Annotated in this window: 21 protein-coding genes and 2 tRNA genes; 11 read left to right on the top strand and 12 right to left on the bottom strand. The window is 68.6% G+C overall.

The window, feature by feature from the left end; translation table 11 throughout:
• The first annotated feature begins 10 nt into the window (after positions 1 to 10).
• Genes PU630_RS07015 through PU630_RS07005 form a run of 3 tightly spaced genes read left to right on the top strand, consistent with a single transcriptional unit; the run spans position 11 to position 3,221 of the window.
• Positions 11 to 1,084, top strand: a complete 1,074-nt coding sequence (locus PU630_RS07015) for a mechanosensitive ion channel family protein (protein ID WP_428981998.1) — start codon at positions 11 to 13, stop codon at positions 1,082 to 1,084.
• Positions 1,081 to 1,557 carry a globin gene (locus PU630_RS07010; protein WP_275279643.1) on the top strand — a complete coding sequence of 159 codons (477 nt, stop codon included), beginning with the start codon at positions 1,081 to 1,083 and terminating at the stop codon, positions 1,555 to 1,557. The genes PU630_RS07015 and PU630_RS07010 overlap by 4 nt, the downstream gene beginning before the upstream one ends.
• Complete coding sequence (locus PU630_RS07005; RefSeq protein ID WP_275279642.1) at positions 1,554 to 3,221, top strand: FAD-binding dehydrogenase; 1,668 nt, start codon at positions 1,554 to 1,556, stop codon at positions 3,219 to 3,221. The genes PU630_RS07010 and PU630_RS07005 overlap by 4 nt, the downstream gene beginning before the upstream one ends.
• A gap of 1 nt (position 3,222) precedes the next feature.
• On the opposite strand, the gene PU630_RS07000 is transcribed toward PU630_RS07005, so the two are convergent.
• Positions 3,223 to 3,909 carry a DUF8185 domain-containing protein gene (locus PU630_RS07000; RefSeq protein ID WP_275279641.1) on the bottom strand — a complete coding sequence of 229 codons (687 nt, stop codon included), beginning with the start codon at positions 3,907 to 3,909 and terminating at the stop codon, positions 3,223 to 3,225.
• A gap of 20 nt (positions 3,910 to 3,929) precedes the next feature.
• Between PU630_RS07000 and PU630_RS06995 the strand changes: the two genes are divergently transcribed.
• On the top strand, positions 3,930 to 4,814 hold the full coding sequence (locus PU630_RS06995; RefSeq protein ID WP_275279640.1) for an acyl-CoA thioesterase: 885 nt from the start codon (positions 3,930 to 3,932) through the stop codon (positions 4,812 to 4,814).
• 11 nt (positions 4,815 to 4,825) lie between these two features.
• Here the strand turns inward: PU630_RS06995 and PU630_RS06990 are convergent, their stop codons facing one another.
• From PU630_RS06990 to ssb, 4 genes are all read right to left on the bottom strand, one after another.
• The gene (locus tag PU630_RS06990; protein ID WP_275280044.1) at positions 4,826 to 5,296 is read right to left on the bottom strand and encodes an acyl-CoA thioesterase; all 471 of its coding nucleotides are present in this window, start codon (positions 5,294 to 5,296) and stop codon (positions 4,826 to 4,828) included.
• A 37-nt stretch (positions 5,297 to 5,333) separates the two neighbouring features.
• Positions 5,334 to 7,013, bottom strand: a complete 1,680-nt coding sequence (ettA, locus tag PU630_RS06985) for an energy-dependent translational throttle protein EttA (protein ID WP_275279639.1) — start codon at positions 7,011 to 7,013, stop codon at positions 5,334 to 5,336.
• 83 nt (positions 7,014 to 7,096) lie between these two features.
• A complete protein-coding gene (locus PU630_RS06980) occupies positions 7,097 to 7,612 on the bottom strand; it encodes a DUF6993 domain-containing protein (RefSeq protein ID WP_275279638.1) in 516 nt (171 codons plus the stop codon).
• A 58-nt stretch (positions 7,613 to 7,670) separates the two neighbouring features.
• Complete coding sequence (gene ssb / locus PU630_RS06975) at positions 7,671 to 8,231, bottom strand: single-stranded DNA-binding protein (protein WP_275279637.1); 561 nt, start codon at positions 8,229 to 8,231, stop codon at positions 7,671 to 7,673.
• Positions 8,232 to 8,458: 227 nt separating this feature from the next.
• Between ssb and PU630_RS06970 the strand changes: the two genes are divergently transcribed.
• Complete coding sequence (locus tag PU630_RS06970; protein ID WP_275279636.1) at positions 8,459 to 8,716, top strand: hypothetical protein; 258 nt, start codon at positions 8,459 to 8,461, stop codon at positions 8,714 to 8,716.
• A gap of 22 nt (positions 8,717 to 8,738) precedes the next feature.
• Here PU630_RS06970 and PU630_RS06965 read toward each other — a convergent pair whose 3' ends face one another.
• Positions 8,739 to 8,963: a methyltransferase gene (locus PU630_RS06965; protein WP_275279635.1), complete on the bottom strand. Its 225-nt coding sequence runs from the start codon at positions 8,961 to 8,963 to the stop codon at positions 8,739 to 8,741.
• A gap of 103 nt (positions 8,964 to 9,066) precedes the next feature.
• Here PU630_RS06965 and PU630_RS06960 point away from each other — a divergent pair.
• From PU630_RS06960 to PU630_RS06935, 6 genes are all read left to right on the top strand, one after another.
• A tRNA-Arg gene (locus PU630_RS06960) sits at positions 9,067 to 9,139 on the top strand.
• Between the two features lie 42 nt (positions 9,140 to 9,181).
• Positions 9,182 to 9,808, top strand: coding sequence for an oligoribonuclease (orn, locus tag PU630_RS06955; protein WP_275279634.1), 627 nt, complete (start codon positions 9,182 to 9,184; stop codon positions 9,806 to 9,808).
• A 36-nt stretch (positions 9,809 to 9,844) separates the two neighbouring features.
• Positions 9,845 to 9,920: transfer RNA gene (locus PU630_RS06950), tRNA-His, on the top strand.
• Positions 9,921 to 10,039: 119 nt separating this feature from the next.
• Positions 10,040 to 10,390, top strand: a complete 351-nt coding sequence (locus PU630_RS06945) for a metallopeptidase family protein (RefSeq protein ID WP_275279633.1) — start codon at positions 10,040 to 10,042, stop codon at positions 10,388 to 10,390.
• Positions 10,381 to 10,686: an ATP-dependent Clp protease adapter ClpS gene (gene clpS, locus PU630_RS06940; protein WP_275279632.1), complete on the top strand. Its 306-nt coding sequence runs from the start codon at positions 10,381 to 10,383 to the stop codon at positions 10,684 to 10,686. The genes PU630_RS06945 and clpS overlap by 10 nt, the downstream gene beginning before the upstream one ends.
• On the top strand, positions 10,683 to 11,141 hold the full coding sequence (locus PU630_RS06935) for a DUF2017 family protein (protein WP_275279631.1): 459 nt from the start codon (positions 10,683 to 10,685) through the stop codon (positions 11,139 to 11,141). The genes clpS and PU630_RS06935 overlap by 4 nt, the downstream gene beginning before the upstream one ends.
• 31 nt (positions 11,142 to 11,172) lie before the next feature.
• On the opposite strand, the gene PU630_RS06930 is transcribed toward PU630_RS06935, so the two are convergent.
• Genes PU630_RS06930 through gatC form a run of 6 tightly spaced genes read right to left on the bottom strand, consistent with a single transcriptional unit; the run spans position 11,173 to position 16,727 of the window.
• On the bottom strand, positions 11,173 to 11,706 hold the full coding sequence (locus PU630_RS06930) for a nucleoside/nucleotide kinase family protein (protein ID WP_275279630.1): 534 nt from the start codon (positions 11,704 to 11,706) through the stop codon (positions 11,173 to 11,175).
• Between the two features lie 28 nt (positions 11,707 to 11,734).
• Positions 11,735 to 12,055: a hypothetical protein gene (locus PU630_RS06925; RefSeq protein ID WP_275279629.1), complete on the bottom strand. Its 321-nt coding sequence runs from the start codon at positions 12,053 to 12,055 to the stop codon at positions 11,735 to 11,737.
• A 54-nt stretch (positions 12,056 to 12,109) separates the two neighbouring features.
• The gene (locus tag PU630_RS06920; RefSeq protein ID WP_275279628.1) at positions 12,110 to 13,369 is read right to left on the bottom strand and encodes a DNA polymerase IV; all 1,260 of its coding nucleotides are present in this window, start codon (positions 13,367 to 13,369) and stop codon (positions 12,110 to 12,112) included.
• A 54-nt stretch (positions 13,370 to 13,423) separates the two neighbouring features.
• Positions 13,424 to 14,920, bottom strand: a complete 1,497-nt coding sequence (gene gatB / locus PU630_RS06915; protein WP_428981986.1) for an Asp-tRNA(Asn)/Glu-tRNA(Gln) amidotransferase subunit GatB — start codon at positions 14,918 to 14,920, stop codon at positions 13,424 to 13,426.
• Positions 14,920 to 16,431, bottom strand: a complete 1,512-nt coding sequence (gene gatA / locus PU630_RS06910) for an Asp-tRNA(Asn)/Glu-tRNA(Gln) amidotransferase subunit GatA (protein WP_275279627.1) — start codon at positions 16,429 to 16,431, stop codon at positions 14,920 to 14,922. Before gatA ends, gatB begins: the two co-directional genes overlap by 1 nt.
• Positions 16,428 to 16,727 (bottom strand): Asp-tRNA(Asn)/Glu-tRNA(Gln) amidotransferase subunit GatC, encoded by a 300-nt coding sequence (gene gatC / locus PU630_RS06905; protein WP_275279626.1) that lies wholly within the window; start codon positions 16,725 to 16,727, stop codon positions 16,428 to 16,430. Before gatC ends, gatA begins: the two co-directional genes overlap by 4 nt.
• Positions 16,728 to 16,871 lie beyond the last annotated feature (144 nt).

Below are 16,871 nucleotides of genomic sequence, written 5' to 3'. Positions count from 1 at the left end.
CACGATGTCCATGATCCTGCAGAGTCTGCTCTCCGCGGCCGACAAGAGCGAGATGCCCACGTGGCTCCAGAGCGTGCTCTCGTTCCTGGTGACAGCCGGGCTGCGCCTGCTCGGCGCCGCGTGCATCGTGGTGGGCGCCGTCATCATCGCGTGGCTGCTGCGCATCTTCATCCGCCGCATCGTCACCCGCATCGTCAACGGGGCGAAGAACAAGGCACATGTCGACGACACGCAGGCGCTCGAGCGGTCGCCGCTGGCTTCGGCACGACTCGTGCAGCGGACGCGCACGCTCGGCTCGATCCTCACGAACATCGTCAACATCCTCGTCGGGGTCATCGCGATCATCCTCGTCATCAACGCGCTCTTCCCCGACATCCTGGGCTCGTTCGCCCTGCTGACCGCGGCGCTCGGCGCCGGTCTCGGCTTCGGCGCGCAGAACATCGTCAAAGACGTGCTCAACGGCATCTTCATCGTCGCTGAAGACCAGATCGGCATCGGCGATGTCGTCGACCTGGGCCTTGCCACCGGCATCGTCGAGTACGTCAGCGTGCGCGTGACGCACGTGCGCGATGTCAACGGCACTCTCTGGTATGTGCGCAACGGAGAGGTGACCCGCATCGGCAACATGTCGAAGGGCTGGTCGCGCGTGATCGTCGACGTCACCGTCCCCGCCGACGCCGACGTCGACGAGGTCGAGAAGAAGATGCTGGATGCCGCGACCGCCCTCGCCAAGGATGCGAAGTGGCGCACCCGCATCACCGGCTACCCCGAATTGTGGGGGCTGCAGTCGGTCGCCGACGAGACGCTGGTGTTGCGCATCGTCATGAAGACCCGCGCCCACGCGCGCGACGACGTGGCCAGCGAGCTGCGACTGCGGCTGCGCGACGGCCTGGCTGACGCGGGCCTGGCCGATCTCGCCTCCGTGGTCCTCGAGGGGGCGGAGGGCGCCCAGCGCGTGCGCGGCGCAAACCCGCCCCGCACCAAGCCGAACCCCATCGCCGGCGATGTGGTCTGGAAGCCCAAGAAGAAGAAGCGCGACAAGGGCGCAGACGGCGCCGAGACGCCGGGAGAGAGCGCCCCATGACCGAAACCGCACCGATGAGCTTCTACGACGAGGTGGGCGGGCATGATGTGTTCGAGCGCCTCGTGCACCTGTTCTACCAGGGTGTGGCCGCCGACCCGGTTCTGAAGCCGATGTACCCCGCCGACGACATGGATGGCGCCGAGCATCGTCTCACCACTTTCCTCGCACAGTACTGGGTCGGACCGAGCACGTACAGCCAGGAGCGCGGTCACCCGCGGCTGCGGATGCGACACCAGGCGTTTCACGTCAACCCCGACGCGCGCGACCGCTGGCTCGGCCACATGCGCGACGCCATGGATGCGCTGCAGCTGCCACCGCTGCACGATGCGACGCTGTGGGACTACCTGCAGCGCGCCGCCCATTCGCTCGTGAACACGTTCGAGCCCACCCCGGCCACCACCGACTCGGCGACGCCCACCTCGACGGCGCCCGCCTCGACGGCGCCCGCCTCGACGACGAAGGAGCCGTCATGACCTCATCGCCCGCCCACAGCGCCGATCTGCTCGTCATCGGATGGGGCCTTGCCGGGCTCGTCGCCGCGGGCGAAGCCGCCGCTGCAGGCAAGAGGGTGATCATCGTCGACCAGGAGCCGCGCACGAACCTCGGCGGGCAGGCCTGGTGGTCGTTCGGCGGGCTGTTCTTCATCGACTCGCCCGAGCAGCGCCGGTTCGGCATCCACGACTCGCTCGAGCTGGCGCGTCAAGACTGGTTCGCCACCGCCGGCTTCGACCGCGATGAAGACGCGTGGGCGCGGCAGTGGGCGGAGGCGTATCTGCAGTTCGCGCACCAGGAGAAGCGCGCGTGGCTGCACGAGAAGGGCGTCGGGTTCTTCCCGGTCGTCGGCTGGGCTGAGCGCGGCGGATACACCGCGACCGGCCCCGGCAACTCCGTGCCTCGCTTCCACATCACGTGGGGCACCGGTCCCGGCATCGTCGCCCCGTTCCAGGCCGCCGTCGAGAAGCACGAGGCCGAGGGACGTATCACGATCCTTCCGCGCCATCGCGTGACGACCCTCACCACCGCGAACGGCACGGTCACCGGTGCCGTCGGCGACGTGCTCGCCCCCTCCGGCGCCGCACGCGGCATCGCGAGCTCGCGCGAGGCGGTCGCGTCGTTCACCGTGGATGCCGCCGCCACGCTCGTCTCGTCGGGCGGCATCGGCGGCAATCATGAGCTGGTCCGCCGCAACTGGCCGGCGAGCCTCGGCACACCACCGACCTCGATGGTCACGGGCGTTCCCGCCTACGTCGACGGGTCGATGCAGGAGGTCGCCGCCACCGCCGGCGGGCGCCTGGTCAACACCGACCGGATGTGGCACTACGTCGAGGGCATCCAGAACTGGGATCCGGTGTGGCCCGGTCACGGCATCCGGATCCTCCCCGGTCCGTCCTCGATCTGGCTGGATGCCACGGGGTGCCGACTCCCGGTGCCGCTGTTCCCCGGCTTCGACACGCTCGGCACGCTCGCGCACCTGCGTGCGACCGGGCACGACCACTCGTGGTTCATCCTGTCGCAGAAGATCATCGAGAAGGAGTTCACGCTCTCGGGCAGTGAGCAGAACCCCGATCTGACCGGTAAGGACCTCGGCCTGCTCGTGAAGTCGCGCTTGGGCAAGGGCGCCGCCGGGCCGGTGCAGGCGTTCATGGACCACGGTGACGACTTCATCGTCCGCGACACGCTCGACGACCTCATCGCCGGGATGCGCGAGCTGCCCGGCGGCGAGGTGCTCGACGGTGAACGGGTGCGGTACGAAGTCGAGTCGCGCGACCGCGAGATCGACAACGAGTTCACGAAGGACGCCCAGATCGCCATGCTGCGGTCAGCGCGCGCGTACCGCGGCGACAAGCTCATCCGCACCGCGGCGCCGCACAAGGTGCTCGACCCGGCCGCGGGCCCGCTCATCGCGGTGAAGCTGCACGTGCTCACCCGCAAATCACTCGGCGGCATCGAGACCGATCTCTCGTCCCGCGCGCTCGGCGCCGACGGCGCACCCGTACCCGGCCTGTACGCGGCCGGCGAAGCCGCGGGTTTCGGCGGCGGTGGAGTGCACGGCTACCGGGCGCTGGAGGGCACGTTCCTGGGCGGGTGCCTCTTCTCCGGGCGCGTCGCGGGGCGCGCGGCCGCCGCGGCCATCTGAGTCAGCGCGACGCCGCCGCCCGTGTGGGGCGCACATCGGTCATGCCCAGGTGCGCCGGGCCGCGCCACAGCACGTGTCCGCGCCGCAGGCTCACGCGAGTCCAGCGTCCGTTGTGCCGCACGCGGGCGCGCTCGGTGTCCGCACCGAGAAAGCCCAGCGACAGCGCGACGAAAGCGACCCCGCGCGGGAACCCCAGAAGATCCTCGTCGGGTTCGCTCCACACCTGACCGCGGACCGTGTGCACCATCTGGTCGCCCGGGTCGATCGGCAGCGCATGGGCGACCGCCGACATGCCCCACTGCCCGCGAGAGGCGAGGGCCGCGGCATCCAGTTCTCCCCCATCCGTCCACCCGCTGCGCGGCACATCGGCACGCGCCCACAGCGGAGGCTCGACGGCCGTCTCGGGCAAGAGGACTGCGGACGGGCGACCGGGCTCGGTCTGCAGGGTGACGCCCTCGACGACAAGGTCGCATTCGAGCTCGGGATCGACCGGGAGGGTCCGCATCCCCATGATGGTCGGCGTGGGGTCGAGCAGCCCCTGGCGCACCAGCGGCACCGCGGCCACGGCGAGAGTGCCCCTCGCCGCTCGCAGGTGCACGGCACCGTCGCCGGCGCGCGACGCACGACCGGAGAAGGTGAGCAGATCAGCGGCGGCGTAGGCATCGGGAAAGATCAGACGCTCGGCCATCGCGTTCTAAGCTAGTGCACGTGACAGACGCCGCGGCCGCTCCTACCGATCCCGTTGCGGCGCTTCTCGAGGTCCTCGACCTGGCTGCGTCCGATGCCCGCACCACCGAGGACATCTTCGTCGGCGCCTCTCAGCCGATGCCGCACGGCCGCGTCTACGGCGGCCAGGTGGTCGCGCAGTCGATCGTCGCCGCGCAGCGTACCGTCGACGCCGACCGCTCAGCGCACTCGCTGCATGGCTACTTCCTGCGACCGGGCGACGCGGCCAAACCCATCACGTTCTCGGTGGACCGCATCCATGACGGCCGATCGTTCTCGACCCGACGCACGCAGGCGTACCAGAACGGCGTGCCGATCTTCTCGATGATCGCGTCGTTCGAGGTCGAGTCGCCCGGTCTCGACCACCAGGCGCCGATGCCCGAGGGGCTGCCCGAGCCCGAGGATCTTCCTTCCGAACCGTCGACGTCGGAGGCCGTGGTCTCGCTCGACCGCAGCGACACCTGGGATCGTCCCGTCGAGCATCGGCACATTCCGGTCGAGGCATATGGCGCCGCCGCCGACGGCCCGCTCCTGCGCCATGCCGTGTGGATGCGTGTTCCGCGTGCCCTCCCCGACGACCCGGCGCTCCATCGGGCGGCGCTCGTCTACATGACCGACATGTCCATCCAGGAGACGGTGCTGCGGGCACATGACGTGACCTGGGCCACGCCGGGGCTGAAGCTCGCCAGCCTCGATCACGCGATGTGGTGGCACCGCGACGGGCGTGCGGACGAGTGGATGCTGTATGTCCAGGAGTCCCCGAGCGCCCGCGGCGGCCGCGGGCTGACGCAAGGGCGGATCTACTCCCGTGACGGGGTGCTGCTGGCCTCGGTGGCGCAGGAGGTCATGGTGCGCGTTCCGCGCTGACCGGTCGCGTGTCAGCGCCGGTGCGCGTACCTGATGGACGGGCCCGCGAACGGCGTCCACGCGGCGCGCTCCTCGGCCGTCAGCCGCAGCGGGCGCCCGGTCGCGGCATCCACCTTCACGACGATCGTGGTGGCCCGGGCGTAGATCTGCTGCTGCGCGCCGGCCGGGGTCGTCTCACGCGGCGCGCACACCTCATAGCAGACCTCGATGCTGCTGCCGGCGAGCTTTCCGAACCACATCTGGACGTCGAGGGGATGCCGCTGGTACGGCACCGGTGCCAGATACTCGATCTCCTGCCGCGCGATGAGCGTGAGCACATCGCTCGGCACGGCGGAATCGAGCACGGCGGTGGGCGGGGCGTCCTCCCCCGCGCCGGGCCGCCAGAAGGCGCGCACACGCGCCTCCTCGAGGATCTTCAGCATCGACGTGTTGTTGACGTGGTTGTACGCGTCGAGGTCGCCCCACCGCAGCGGAACGGGCATGTGCAGTCGGCGATGAGCCGTCTCGGTCACGTTCGGCTCAATCGCGTGTGAGCTTCCGATACGTGGAGCGGTGCGGCGTGGCCGCGTCAGGACCGAGGCGCTCGATCTTGTTCTTCTCGTACGCCTCGAAGTTGCCCTCGAACCAGTACCACTGGTCGGGCTTCTCGTCGGTGCCTTCGTAAGCGAGGATGTGCGTGGCGATGCGGTCGAGGAACCACCGGTCGTGCGTGATGACCACCGCGCATCCGGGGAACTCGAGCAGCGCGTTCTCCAGCGACTGCAGCGTCTCGACGTCGAGGTCGTTGGTCGGCTCGTCGAGCAGCAGCAGGTTGCCACCCTGCTTGAGCGTGAGGGCGAGGTTCAGTCGGTTGCGCTCACCGCCGGAGAGCACCCCCGCCTTCTTCTGCTGGTCGGGCCCCTTGAATCCGAACTTCGACACGTAGGCGCGCGAGGGGATCTCGGTCTTGCCGACCGTGATGATGTCGAGCCCGTCGGAGACAACCTCCCACAGCGTCTTCTCCGGGTCGATGCCCGCGCGCGACTGGTCCACGTAGCTGATCTTGACGGTCTCGCCGATCTTCAGCTGCCCCCCGTCGAGTTCTTCGAGTCCGACGACCGTCTTAAACAGCGTGGTCTTCCCGACGCCGTTGGGGCCGATGACGCCGACGATGCCGTTCGGCGGCAGCGTGAAGCTGAGCCCGTCGATGAGCGAGCGGCCGTCGAAGCCCTTCTGCAGCTTCTTCGCTTCGATAACGACACTGCCCAGGCGCGGCCCCGGCGGGATCTGGATCTCTTCGAAGTCGAGCTTGCGGGTGCGCTCGGCCTCCGCCGCCATCTCCTCGTAGCGCGCCAGGCGCGCCTTCGACTTCGCCTGGCGACCCTTGGTGTTCGAGCGGACCCAGTCGAGCTCGTCCGCGAGCCGCTTGGCGAGCTTCGCGTCCTTCTTGCCCTGAACCTGGAGACGCTCTGCCTTCTTCTCCAGATAGGTCGAGTAGTTGCCCTCGTAGCCGATGAGCCGACCGCGGTCGACCTCGGCGATCCACTCCACGACGTTGTCGAGGAAGTACCGGTCGTGCGTGATCACGATGACGGCGCCCGCGTACTTCTGCAGATGCTGCTCGAGCCACTGCACGCTCTCCGCGTCGAGGTGGTTGGTGGGCTCGTCGAGCAGCAGCAGGTCGGGCTTCTGCAGCAGCAGCTGCGCCAGCGCCACGCGTCGGCGCTCACCTCCCGACAGGGTGGCGACCAGCGCGTCACCGGGCGGGGTGCGCAGCGCGTCCATCGCCTGCTCCAGCTGCGAGTCGAGGTCCCACGCGTCGGCGGCGTCGATCTCCTCCTGCAGTGTGCCCATCTCGGCCAGCAGCGCGTCGAAGTCGGCGTCGGGGTCGCTCATGAGACCGGAGATCTCGTTGAAGCGGTCGAGCTTGGCCTTGATGGCCACACCCTCCTGCACGTTCTCCAGCACGGTCTTGGATTCGTCGAGCTCGGGCTCCTGCATGAGGATGCCGACCGAATACCCCGGAGACAGCATCGCCTCTCCGTTGGAGGGGTGGTCGAGACCGGCCATGATCTTCAGGATCGTCGACTTGCCCGCGCCGTTCGGACCGACCATGCCGATCTTCGCGCCGGGAAGGAAGGCCATGGTGACGTCATCGAGGATGACCTTCTCACCGACCGCCTTGCGGGCACGGACCATCTGATAGATATATTCAGCCATTCGAAAAGAGCACTCCCTGGGTGGTCACGTCAGCCTCCCAGCCTACCTGCTCGCACCTGAGTGTCTGGGCAGTGCGACGCGGCTCACCAATCGATGGTGCGGGTCTTGCCGAGCAGGCACCGTCCGTCTCCGAGTTCGGGCATGACCTCGACCACCGGTGTGCCGGTCTCCGGACCGACTTGGCCGATGAGGCACTGGTCGTCGTGCCACAGCACGGAGAATTGAAGACTCTCGGCAGCGTTGCCCACGGTGGAGAGGTCTTCGGTGACCTGCATGGCCTTCTTGGAGAATCCGGCCTTGACGAGCGCATCGACGTAGGCACGTCCGTGCACCTTGTCGTCGCTGGCCCAGACCCTCTTCACCACCTTGCGGAACAGCGGCACGTTGTCGTCGGCGGACCCGTCGGGCACCAGCACGACCGGCACGGTGGTGGGTGTGGGGGTGCTCGTCGGCGTCGCCGAGGCACTCGCGACGGGCGTCGTCGAGGTCGGTGTCGGCTCCGCCTCGGCCGCGCATCCGGTCAGCGCGCTGACGACAGCGACGGCGAAGACGGACAGCGCCACTCGCGACCGGCGAGAGGCCAGAGGAGGGATGGGCACGTCTCGAGTCTATGTGGTGGGCGCCTGCGCAGCCGTCATGCAAGCGCCCACCACATCGTCAGAACGGCGCCCCCTCGAGCACGGGTGCGCCCGCTTCCTGGGCGGTCCCGGCCCCGGGCGCGCCCTCACCCTGCCCCAATGGGGCAGTCGTCCATTCCTGCACCACGCCGTCGCCCGCAGCGCCGCTCGGGTCGGTCCCGGCGGCACCATCCGCACCGTCGGCGGTCGCGGCATCCATCCCCGGCACGTTCCATTCGTCGCCCCGGCGCACCCGTGTGTACTTCGTCGTGCCCCACAGCAGGTCATGGCCGACCGCTTCGGCCTCGATCTCCACGCTCGTGCCCTTGGCCTTCTCGGTCTGCCACGGTCGGATCTTCAGCCGACCGTTCACGATGACCCGCTCCCCTTTGCGGAGCGACTCATAGGCGTGATCGCCGAGGTCGCGGAAGACCGACACGTCGTACCAGTTGGTGTCTTTGTCGACCCACTTGCCCTCCTTCCGATCGAAGTGCCGCTGGGTGCTGGCCACACGGAAGCTCGTGACCGTCATCCCGCCGCCGATCATCCGCTTCTCCGGGTCGGCGGCCAGGTTCCCCATGATCGTGATCGTGTCGTTCATCTCACTGTCCTTTCCGACACTGCCGGGCAGCCGCCCGGCTGCTCCGGTGCCCCGTGCCCAGTGAGCACCGGAGCAGACTCCACTCTGTCGCGACGGACTCATTGACGGGGCGCTGATCAGGACATCTGTGGATGGCGACCGTGATTTCGCCGTTGGGCGGGTTCTGGGGAGGAACCGATGAGTTCAATGTCGGAGGTCGCACCTATCTTCGAGTGGAGGAGGTCATCATGGTCATGACAACACGCACTGCCCCATCCCCGCGGCTGCGCCCCGGGCTCGGACTGCGACTGATCCCGATCGGCGACAGCCGCTGGCGCCTCGTCGACGCCGCAGGGCTCATCATCGGCCACGTCGACACGGTCACCGAGGCGCGCGGAACCCGCTACCGGGCACTGCACTACCACCCCGGGTCACGATCGTTCCGCGAGCTCGGGGCTTTCTGGTCCCTCGACGACGCCGTCGACTGCCTGCGTTACGCGCGCTGACGCGCACACCACGCGGCGTGCGTCAGTGCTGCTCGAATCGCGGCCACTCGCTGCCGGGTGTCATCGCCGAGTGCAGTGCCGCCTTCGCCACTTCCATGGAAGGGTACGTTCCCCCCGCCCGGTCCGCTCCCGCCATGGTGACGGTCCACCCGTCGTCACCTTCGCGGATGCTGCCGACGACGCCACCCGTTCCGTAGGCCACCCACACCGCGTGCCGCGTTTCGTTCCCCGCTGTCTGCTCGTTCATCGCATGACCTCCTCCGCGCACTGCCGACCGTACGCCGCGGCCACACGCCACGCCAGGCCTGTTCCCGGAAGCCACTGCTGTTCGATACCCTGTAAGCACCTTTCCCTCCGTAGCTCAGGGGACAGAGCGAGCGGTTTCTACCCGCAAGGTCGGGGGTTCGAATCCTCCCGGAGGGGCTCTGCGATCGTCGTGTCCGTACCGGTCAGTAGGATGAACGCATGGCAGGAGCATCCGAAAACGACCGGCTCGTATGGATCGACTGCGAGATGACAGGCCTCGACCTCAGTGTCGATGAGCTTGTCGAGATCGCCGTCGTCGTCACGGATTTCGAGCTCAATGTGCTCGACCCGGGCTTGCAGGTCGTGATCCGGCCCACTCCCGCGGCGCTCGATCACATGGGCGATTTCGTCACGAAGATGCACACGACGTCAGGGCTGATCGAAGAGATCCCGCAGGGCGTGAGCCTGCAGGAGGCCGAGAGCCTCACCCTTGCCTACATCAAGCGCTTCGTGCCCCTGGCGGGCAAGGCGCCGCTGGCCGGCAACACGATCGGGACCGATCGCATGTTCCTGGCGAAGTACATGCCGAAGGTCGACAACTGGCTGCACTACCGCAACGTCGATGTCTCCAGCATCAAGGAGCTCGCGCGGCGCTGGTATCCCCGTGCGTACTTCCACGCACCGGCGAAAGACGGGGGTCATCGGGCCCTCGCCGACATCCGCGAGTCCATCCGTGAACTGGCCTACTACCGCGATGCGGTGTTCGTCGCGCAGCCCGGCCCCACCAGCGACGACGCCAAGGCGGCCGCTGCCGCCGCCGTTTCGTCGTTTGCGCCTCAGGTGTGAGAGAATTTTCTGGTTGCCCGTGAGAGCGGGAACATGGTGGCTGTAGCTCAGTTGGTAGAGCACCGCGTTGTGGTCGCGGGGGTCGCGGGTTCAAGCCCCGTCAGCCACCCCACAACGGTGAGGTCCATGCCCTGGCGTGGACCTCACCTGTTTCCGCCACGGCCGCGCTGTCCGGTTGCGCCTGCGAAGATGGAGCCATCCCTTCATCGACGTCAAGAGTAGGAACCACGGATGCTGGACATGGATGCCGAAGCGTTCGAGGCTCTCGTCGTCGATGAGCTCGACCACCTTCCCGACGACATGGTCGAAGGTCTCGACAACGTGGTCTTCGTCGTCGAGGACCGCCCCGAAGACGGCAGCCTCGATCTGCTGGGCCTGTATGACGGGTGGGCGCTGACCGAGCGCGATCGCTACGGCGTCGGCGAACTGCCCGACCGCATCATCGTCTACCGCGAGCCGCACCTCGATGTCTGCGCCGACGAGGCCGAGTTGCGCGATGAGGTGCACACGACGCTCGTGCACGAGATCGCCCACTTCTACGGCATCGACGATGACCGCCTCCATGAGTTGGGATGGGCATGAACCTGATGGCGGCCCCCGACACCCGCGAAGATGTCGATCTGAATCAGTCGGTCGTTCCCGACCGGCCCTGGCAGACGGTGGTCTGGAACGACCCGGTCAATCTCATGAGCTACGTCGTGCGCGTTCTCGAGCAGTACTTCGGCTACCCGCGCGAGGTCGCCACGCGGCTCATGCTCTCCGTGCATCACGACGGCCACGCCGTCGTCGCCGAGGGACCGCGCGAGCAGATGGAACTGCACGCACAGGCCATGCACGACTACGGCCTCTGGGCCACCATCCGGAAGGCCCCGCAATGACCGTTGTGCAGATCACCCGCATCGAGGCAGCGAACCTGGCCGAGCTTCTGCGCCAGTTCCGTGAGTTGATGGATGCTGCGGACAACGCCGATCCAGCGGTGCAGCGACTCACCCCCGACGCGTATCCCGACGACACCGAAGCGTCACGCCAGTTCCGCGATCTGACGGCATCCGATCTCCTGTCGCGTCGCCAGGAGGACGCGCAGACCGTGCTCGAGACGCTGGGCGTCCCCTTCGAGATGCCACGCACAGACACGGAGTCGCTCGAAGAGGTGACCATCGCCCTCTCCCCCGAACAGTTCGAGGCGTGGCTGCGGTCATTGGCCGCACTGAGGCTGGTGCTGGCGTCGCGACTCGGCGTATCAGACGAAGACGACCACGACGAGGACGACCCTCGTTTCGGTGTGTACGACTGGCTCGGGTACCGCCTGGAGATGCTCGTCCAGCAGGCCTAGGGCCTTCGGCACCAGTTCGCGCGCGGCGCGCTCAGGGCACGTCCACCGCGATCAGGGCGAGCTCGTCGGGCCGGTCGCGTGCGAGGTGCCGCTCCTCCTGGCGCGCCCACCGCTCCCAGTGCGGGCGATATGCGTCTCCGTCACGATCGAGGGCCCGCGTGCGCCTCGATGCCTCGGGTGCGTTCAGCCACAGTGTGACCTCGGCCAGCGGCGCCGTCGCGGGAGTGAGGATGCCCGCTCCCTCCACGATCAGCGCACGATCCGCCGCGACGCGATGTTCCTCCGCCGGAGCTTCCGCGGCCCAGTCCCAGCGCCGCCAGACACCCTCCACTCCCCGGTGGTGCGGCTCGAGGATGCACCGCCGAGCGAGCTCGGCACCCGCATCCAACCCGTCCCATCCCGGATAGAGCGAGTCCAGGGCGACAAGCTGCACCGGACCGCCCCACTCCTCGACCAGCAGTCGTGCGAGCGTCGACTTGCCGGCCCCACTGCGTCCGTCGACGAGCACGACCGGAGCTGTCGAGGGGGCCGCCCGCACGGCGGTCAGAACACGGTCGGCGGCCACCCGCAGGGCAACGTCGACCGCGTCGGTGTCACTTCTTGAGGGCTTTGATGACACGTGCGAGCGCGCGGCCTGCGACCCACACGAACGGGATCGCGACGGCGAGGAACGAGACGATGTTCGGTTCGAACCGAAGGTCGTCGCCGCGACGCACGTACGCGCCGATCGGCACGGCGTAGCCGCCGCCTCCCCCGCCGCCGTTGCCGGCCTCGTCGGATCCGCCGCCGAAGCCCGTCCAGCTGAGGGCGACCGGGATGACGCGGATGCCGTCGACATCCTCCTGCTTGCCATAGGCGCCGTTGACGCCGAATGACGCGGCCTGCTTGCCGAGCTCGAGTGCGATGTTGGGCATGTTCCCACGGTAGCCGTCCGCGGGCGGCATTCCCACCCTCTATCGCGTCGACGCTCAGTCGTGTCGACGAACCGGCGGGTGATGCGTGACGCCGCGCACATCGCGCCGCTCACCCAGGAGAGCTGCCCGCGTGACCACTCCCGCCCCGAAGCGGGCGGTCGCGTCATCCAGCGCCCCTTCGACCTGCCGCCATTCGGCGTCGTCGTCCCAGAGGGTGAGTCCCCCGGCGCCTGCAGCGCGCAGCTTCTCGGCACGCACCCCGATCAGGCGGAGGGGCAACGGCCGTTCAAGGCGGTCGAACAGATCAAGGGCGGCGGCGCCGATGCGCTGCCCGACGTTCGTCGGCTCGGACAGGGTCTGCGCACGTGTGTAGGTGGAGAAGTCCGCGAAGCGCACCTTGATCGAAACCGTGGCGGCCTCCCATTGCGCTTCACGCAGGCGCGCGCCGACGCGATCGGCCAGGCGCCGCAACTCCGCCCGCAGGACCCGCTCGTCGGCGATGTCGGTGCGGAACGTCTCTTCGTGCCCGATGCTCTTCTCGATGCGCTCGGTCTCGACCTCGCGGGCGTCGAGTCCGCGTGCCAGATGCCAGATGCGGTCGCCCATCGACGCCCCGAGGATGCGCTCGAGCACGGGCCGCGGTGTATCGCGGATGTCGTGGACGGTGCGGATGCCGCGGGACTCCAGCGCCTCCGACGACTTCGGCCCCACGCCCCACAGTGCGCGCACGCTCAGTGGTTCGAGGAACGACTCGGTGGCGGCCTCGGCGACGATCAGCAGCCCATCGGGTTTACTCATGGTCGACGCGATCTTCGCGACGTGCTTGGTGGCCGCTGCGCCCACGCTGCAGGTCAGACCGGTCTCATCCTGGACCCGGGTACGCAGCATCCGCGCGATCCGACCCGGCGGGCCCCACAGCCGGCGCGCGCCGCGCACGTCGAGGAAGGCTTCGTCGATCGACAGCGGCTCGACCAGCGGTGTGACCTCGTGGAACAGGTCCATGACACGACCCGACAGCGCGAGGTACCGCTCGAAGTGCGGGGGCACCACGATCGCCGCCGGGCATAGGCGCAGCGCCTGCCCCACAGGCATGGCCGAGCGCACGCCATAGCGGCGGGCCTCATACGTCGCGCTCGAGACGACGCCGCGTCCCTCGACGCCACCCACGATGACGGGCTTGCCCCGCAACGAGGGGTCGTCGAGCACTTCGACCGATGCGTAGAACGCGTCCATGTCGACATGCAGGATGCCGGCGCCGGTGTCATCGGCACCGTCGGGCGAGACACGTCTGCTCGATCCGTCGCCGCGTCCCATGCATCCATTCTCGCGGAGACCGCCGACATCGGCGGCCTCCGCGAGTGGATGCCGCTACTGCGCGGCGCGCTCCAGAATGAGTTCGCGCACGCGGGCCGCGTCGGCCTGCCCGCGCATGGCCTTCATGACCGCGCCGATGATGGCGCCGGCGGCCTGCACCTTGCCGTCCTTGATCTTGGCGAGCACATCGGGCTGGGCCTTCAGCGCCTCATCGATCGCGGCGATGAGCGCTCCGTCGTCGGAGACGACGGCCAGGCCCCGGGCATCCACGATCTCCTGCGGGCTGCCCTCGCCGGCGACCATGCCCTCCAGCACCTGCCGGGCGAGCTTGTCGGTGAGGGTGCCGGCGTCGACGAGCGTCTGCAGCTCGGCCACGGAGGCGGGCTCGACCAGGTCGCTGGTCTCACGCCCGGCCTCATTGGCCAGGCGGGCGATCTCGCCGGTCCACCACTTGCGCGCGGCGGCGGGCGTCGTCCCGGCGGCGATGGTCTGCTCGACCTCGACGAGCACGCCGCCGTTGGCGACGTCTTGGAACTCGAGGTCCGTGAAGCCCCACTCCGTCTTCAGCCGACGGCGACGCGCCGCGGGCGGCTCGGGCAGAGCGGCGCGCAGCTGCTCGACCAGCTCTCGCGAGGGCACGACGGGCAGCAGGTCGGGCTCCGGGAAGTACCGGTAGTCGTCGGCGTCCGACTTCGGGCGGCCCGGCGAGGTCACGCCGGTGTCTTCATGCCAGTGCCGTGTCTCCTGCGTGATCGTGCCGCCGTCGGCGAGGATCGCCGCCTGTCGCTGGATCTCGTACCGGACCGCGCGCTCGACCGAGCGCATCGAGTTGACGTTCTTGGTCTCGGTGCGGGTGCCCAGCTTCTCCTGGCCACGCGGGCGCAGCGAGACGTTGGCGTCGCAGCGGATGTTTCCCCGCTCCATACGCGCGTCGGAGATGTCCAGCGACCGGACGATGTCACGGATCGTGCGCACGTAGGCGGCGCCCAGCTGGGGAGCATTGTGCTCGGCGCCGAAGATCGGCTTGGTGACGATCTCGACCAGCGGCACGCCCGCGCGGTTGTAGTCGACGAGCGAGTACTCGGCGCCCTGGATGCGACCGGCTGCTCCCCCGACGTGGGTCAGCTTTCCGGCATCCTCTTCCATGTGCGCCCGCTCGATCGGCACCTGTACCAGCGTGCCGTCTTCGAGCTCGACCTCGACCTGACCCTCGTATGCGATGGGCTCGTCGTACTGCGAGATCTGGTAGTTCTTGCCCAGGTCCGGGTAGAAGTAGTTCTTGCGCGCGAAACGGCACGACTCGGCGATCGAGCAGCCCAGGGCCAGGCCCAGGCTGATCGAGTACCGCACCGCCTGCTCGTTGACGACGGGCATCGATCCCGGAAGGCCGAGGTCGACCGGCGCGAGATCGGTGTTCGGCTCGCGCCCGAACGAGTTGGGCGCATCGGAGAACATCTTGGTCTTGGTGTTCAGCTCGACGTGCACCTCGAAGCCGAGCACGGGCTCGAACAGCTCAAGAGCCTTGTCGAAGTCCATGATCTTCGCAGCCATCAGCGTGCCCCTCCCAGAACGGGGGCACGATCCAGCAGCGGGCCGCCCCATGAGTCGACGAGCGCGGCCTCGAGTGCGGCGCCCACACGGTACAACCGGGCGTCTTCACGCGCCGGTGCGAGGAATTGGATGCCGACGGGCAGCCCGTCATCGGAAGCCAGGCCCGACGGGATCGAGATGCCCGGAACACCCGCGAGGTTCGCCGGGATGGTCGTCAGGTCGTTCAGGTACATCTGCAGCGGGTCGCCGATCTTCTCACCGAGTTTGAACGCCGTGGTCGGCGCAGACGGCGTCGCTATCACGTCGACCTGACCGAAGGCGGCGGTGAAGTCCTGCTGGATCAGCGTGCGCACCTTCTGCGCCGAGCCGTAGTAGGCGTCGTAGTACCCCGCCGACAGCGCGTACGTGCCGAGGATCACACGGCGCTTGACCTCGTCGCCGAACCCGGCGTCGCGGGTCGCTGCCATGACGTCTTCGACGGTGCCTGCGGGAACGTCGGCGCGCATCCCGAACCGCACGGAGTCGAACTTCGCGAGGTTGCTGGATGCCTCAGCCGGCAGGATGAGGTAGTAGGCGGCGACACCGTACTCGAAGTGCGGTGCGCTGATCTCGACGATCTCGGCGCCGTGCGCCTGCAGAAGCTCGATCGAGGCGCGGAACGACGCGGCGACCCCGGCCTGGAAGCCGCTGTCGGGCAGCTCCGTCACGATGCCGACCTTGAGACCCTTGAGCACGTCGCCGCGGGCGCCCTCGCGGGCGGCGGCGGCGAACGACGGCCACGCGTCGGTCAGTGAGGTCGAGTCGTGCGGGTCGTGCCCGCCGATGGCGTCGTGCAGCAGGCCGGCGTCGAGCACGGTGCGGGTCACGGGTCCGACCTGGTCGAGCGATGAGGCCAGGGCGATGGCGCCGTAGCGGCTCACACCACCGTAGGTCGGCTTCATGCCGACGGTGCCGGTGACGTGCGCAGGCTGGCGGATCGACCCGCCGGTGTCGGAGCCGAGCGCCAGCGGCGCCTCGAAGGCTGCCACCGCGGCGGCCGAGCCACCGCCCGAGCCGCCGGGGATGCGCTCGAGGTCCCACGGGTTGTGGGTGGCGCCGTACGCCGAGTGCTCGGTCGACGAGCCCATCGCGAACTCATCCATGTTCGTTTTGCCGAGCGGAATGAGGTCCGCCGCGCGCGAGCGCGCGACGACCGTCGCGTCGAACGGCGACATGTAGCCCTCGAGGATCTTCGATCCGCTCGTGGACGGCATGTCGGTGGTGACGAGCACGTCCTTGATGGCCAGCGGAACGCCGGCGATGGGGCCGAGCTGCTCGCCGGCCGCGCGCCGGCGGTCGACGTCGGCCGCGGCATCCAACGCCTTCTCGTTCACGTGCAGGAACGCGTGCACGTCGCCGTCAATGGCGGCGATGCGGTCCAGGTGGGCTTGCGTGGCCTCGACCGACGAGATCTCGCCGGCGGCCAGCTTGTCGGCCAGTTCGGCCGCGGTCAGACGGATGATGTCGCTCACTGCTCCTCCCCCAGGATCGCGGTCACGCGGAATCGGCCGTCCGCGGCATCCGGTGCATTCTGCAGCGCCTGCTCATGCGTCAGCGTCTGCCCGACCACGTCGGGTCGGAAGACGTTCTGCAGAGCGATGGGATGACTGGTGGCCGCCACGTCGGGCGTGGCCACCTGGGACACCTTCGCGATGTTGTCGACGATGACGTCGAGCTGGCCGGTGAGGCGCTCGACCTCTTCATCGCTCAGTCGGATGCGCGCGAGCACACCGAGATGGCGCACGAGATCGGGGGTGATTTCTGACACCCCTCCAGTCTACGGGCGAGTGGATGCCGCGCCCGCGGCGTCTGTGTCGGCGCCCACGATGTGCACACCCGTTCCGCTCGCGCTGTCGTTCTCGACGTTTGCGCCTGAAATTCGCATGCGCGCGAGCGAATCTCTAGAGCGCGA

Source organism: Microbacterium horticulturae (assembly GCF_029094505.1).
Lineage (GTDB): Bacteria > Actinomycetota > Actinomycetes > Actinomycetales > Microbacteriaceae > Microbacterium > Microbacterium horticulturae.
The sequence above is the reverse complement of the archived record's forward strand: the minus strand, read 5'-3'. Positions and strand labels throughout refer to the sequence as shown.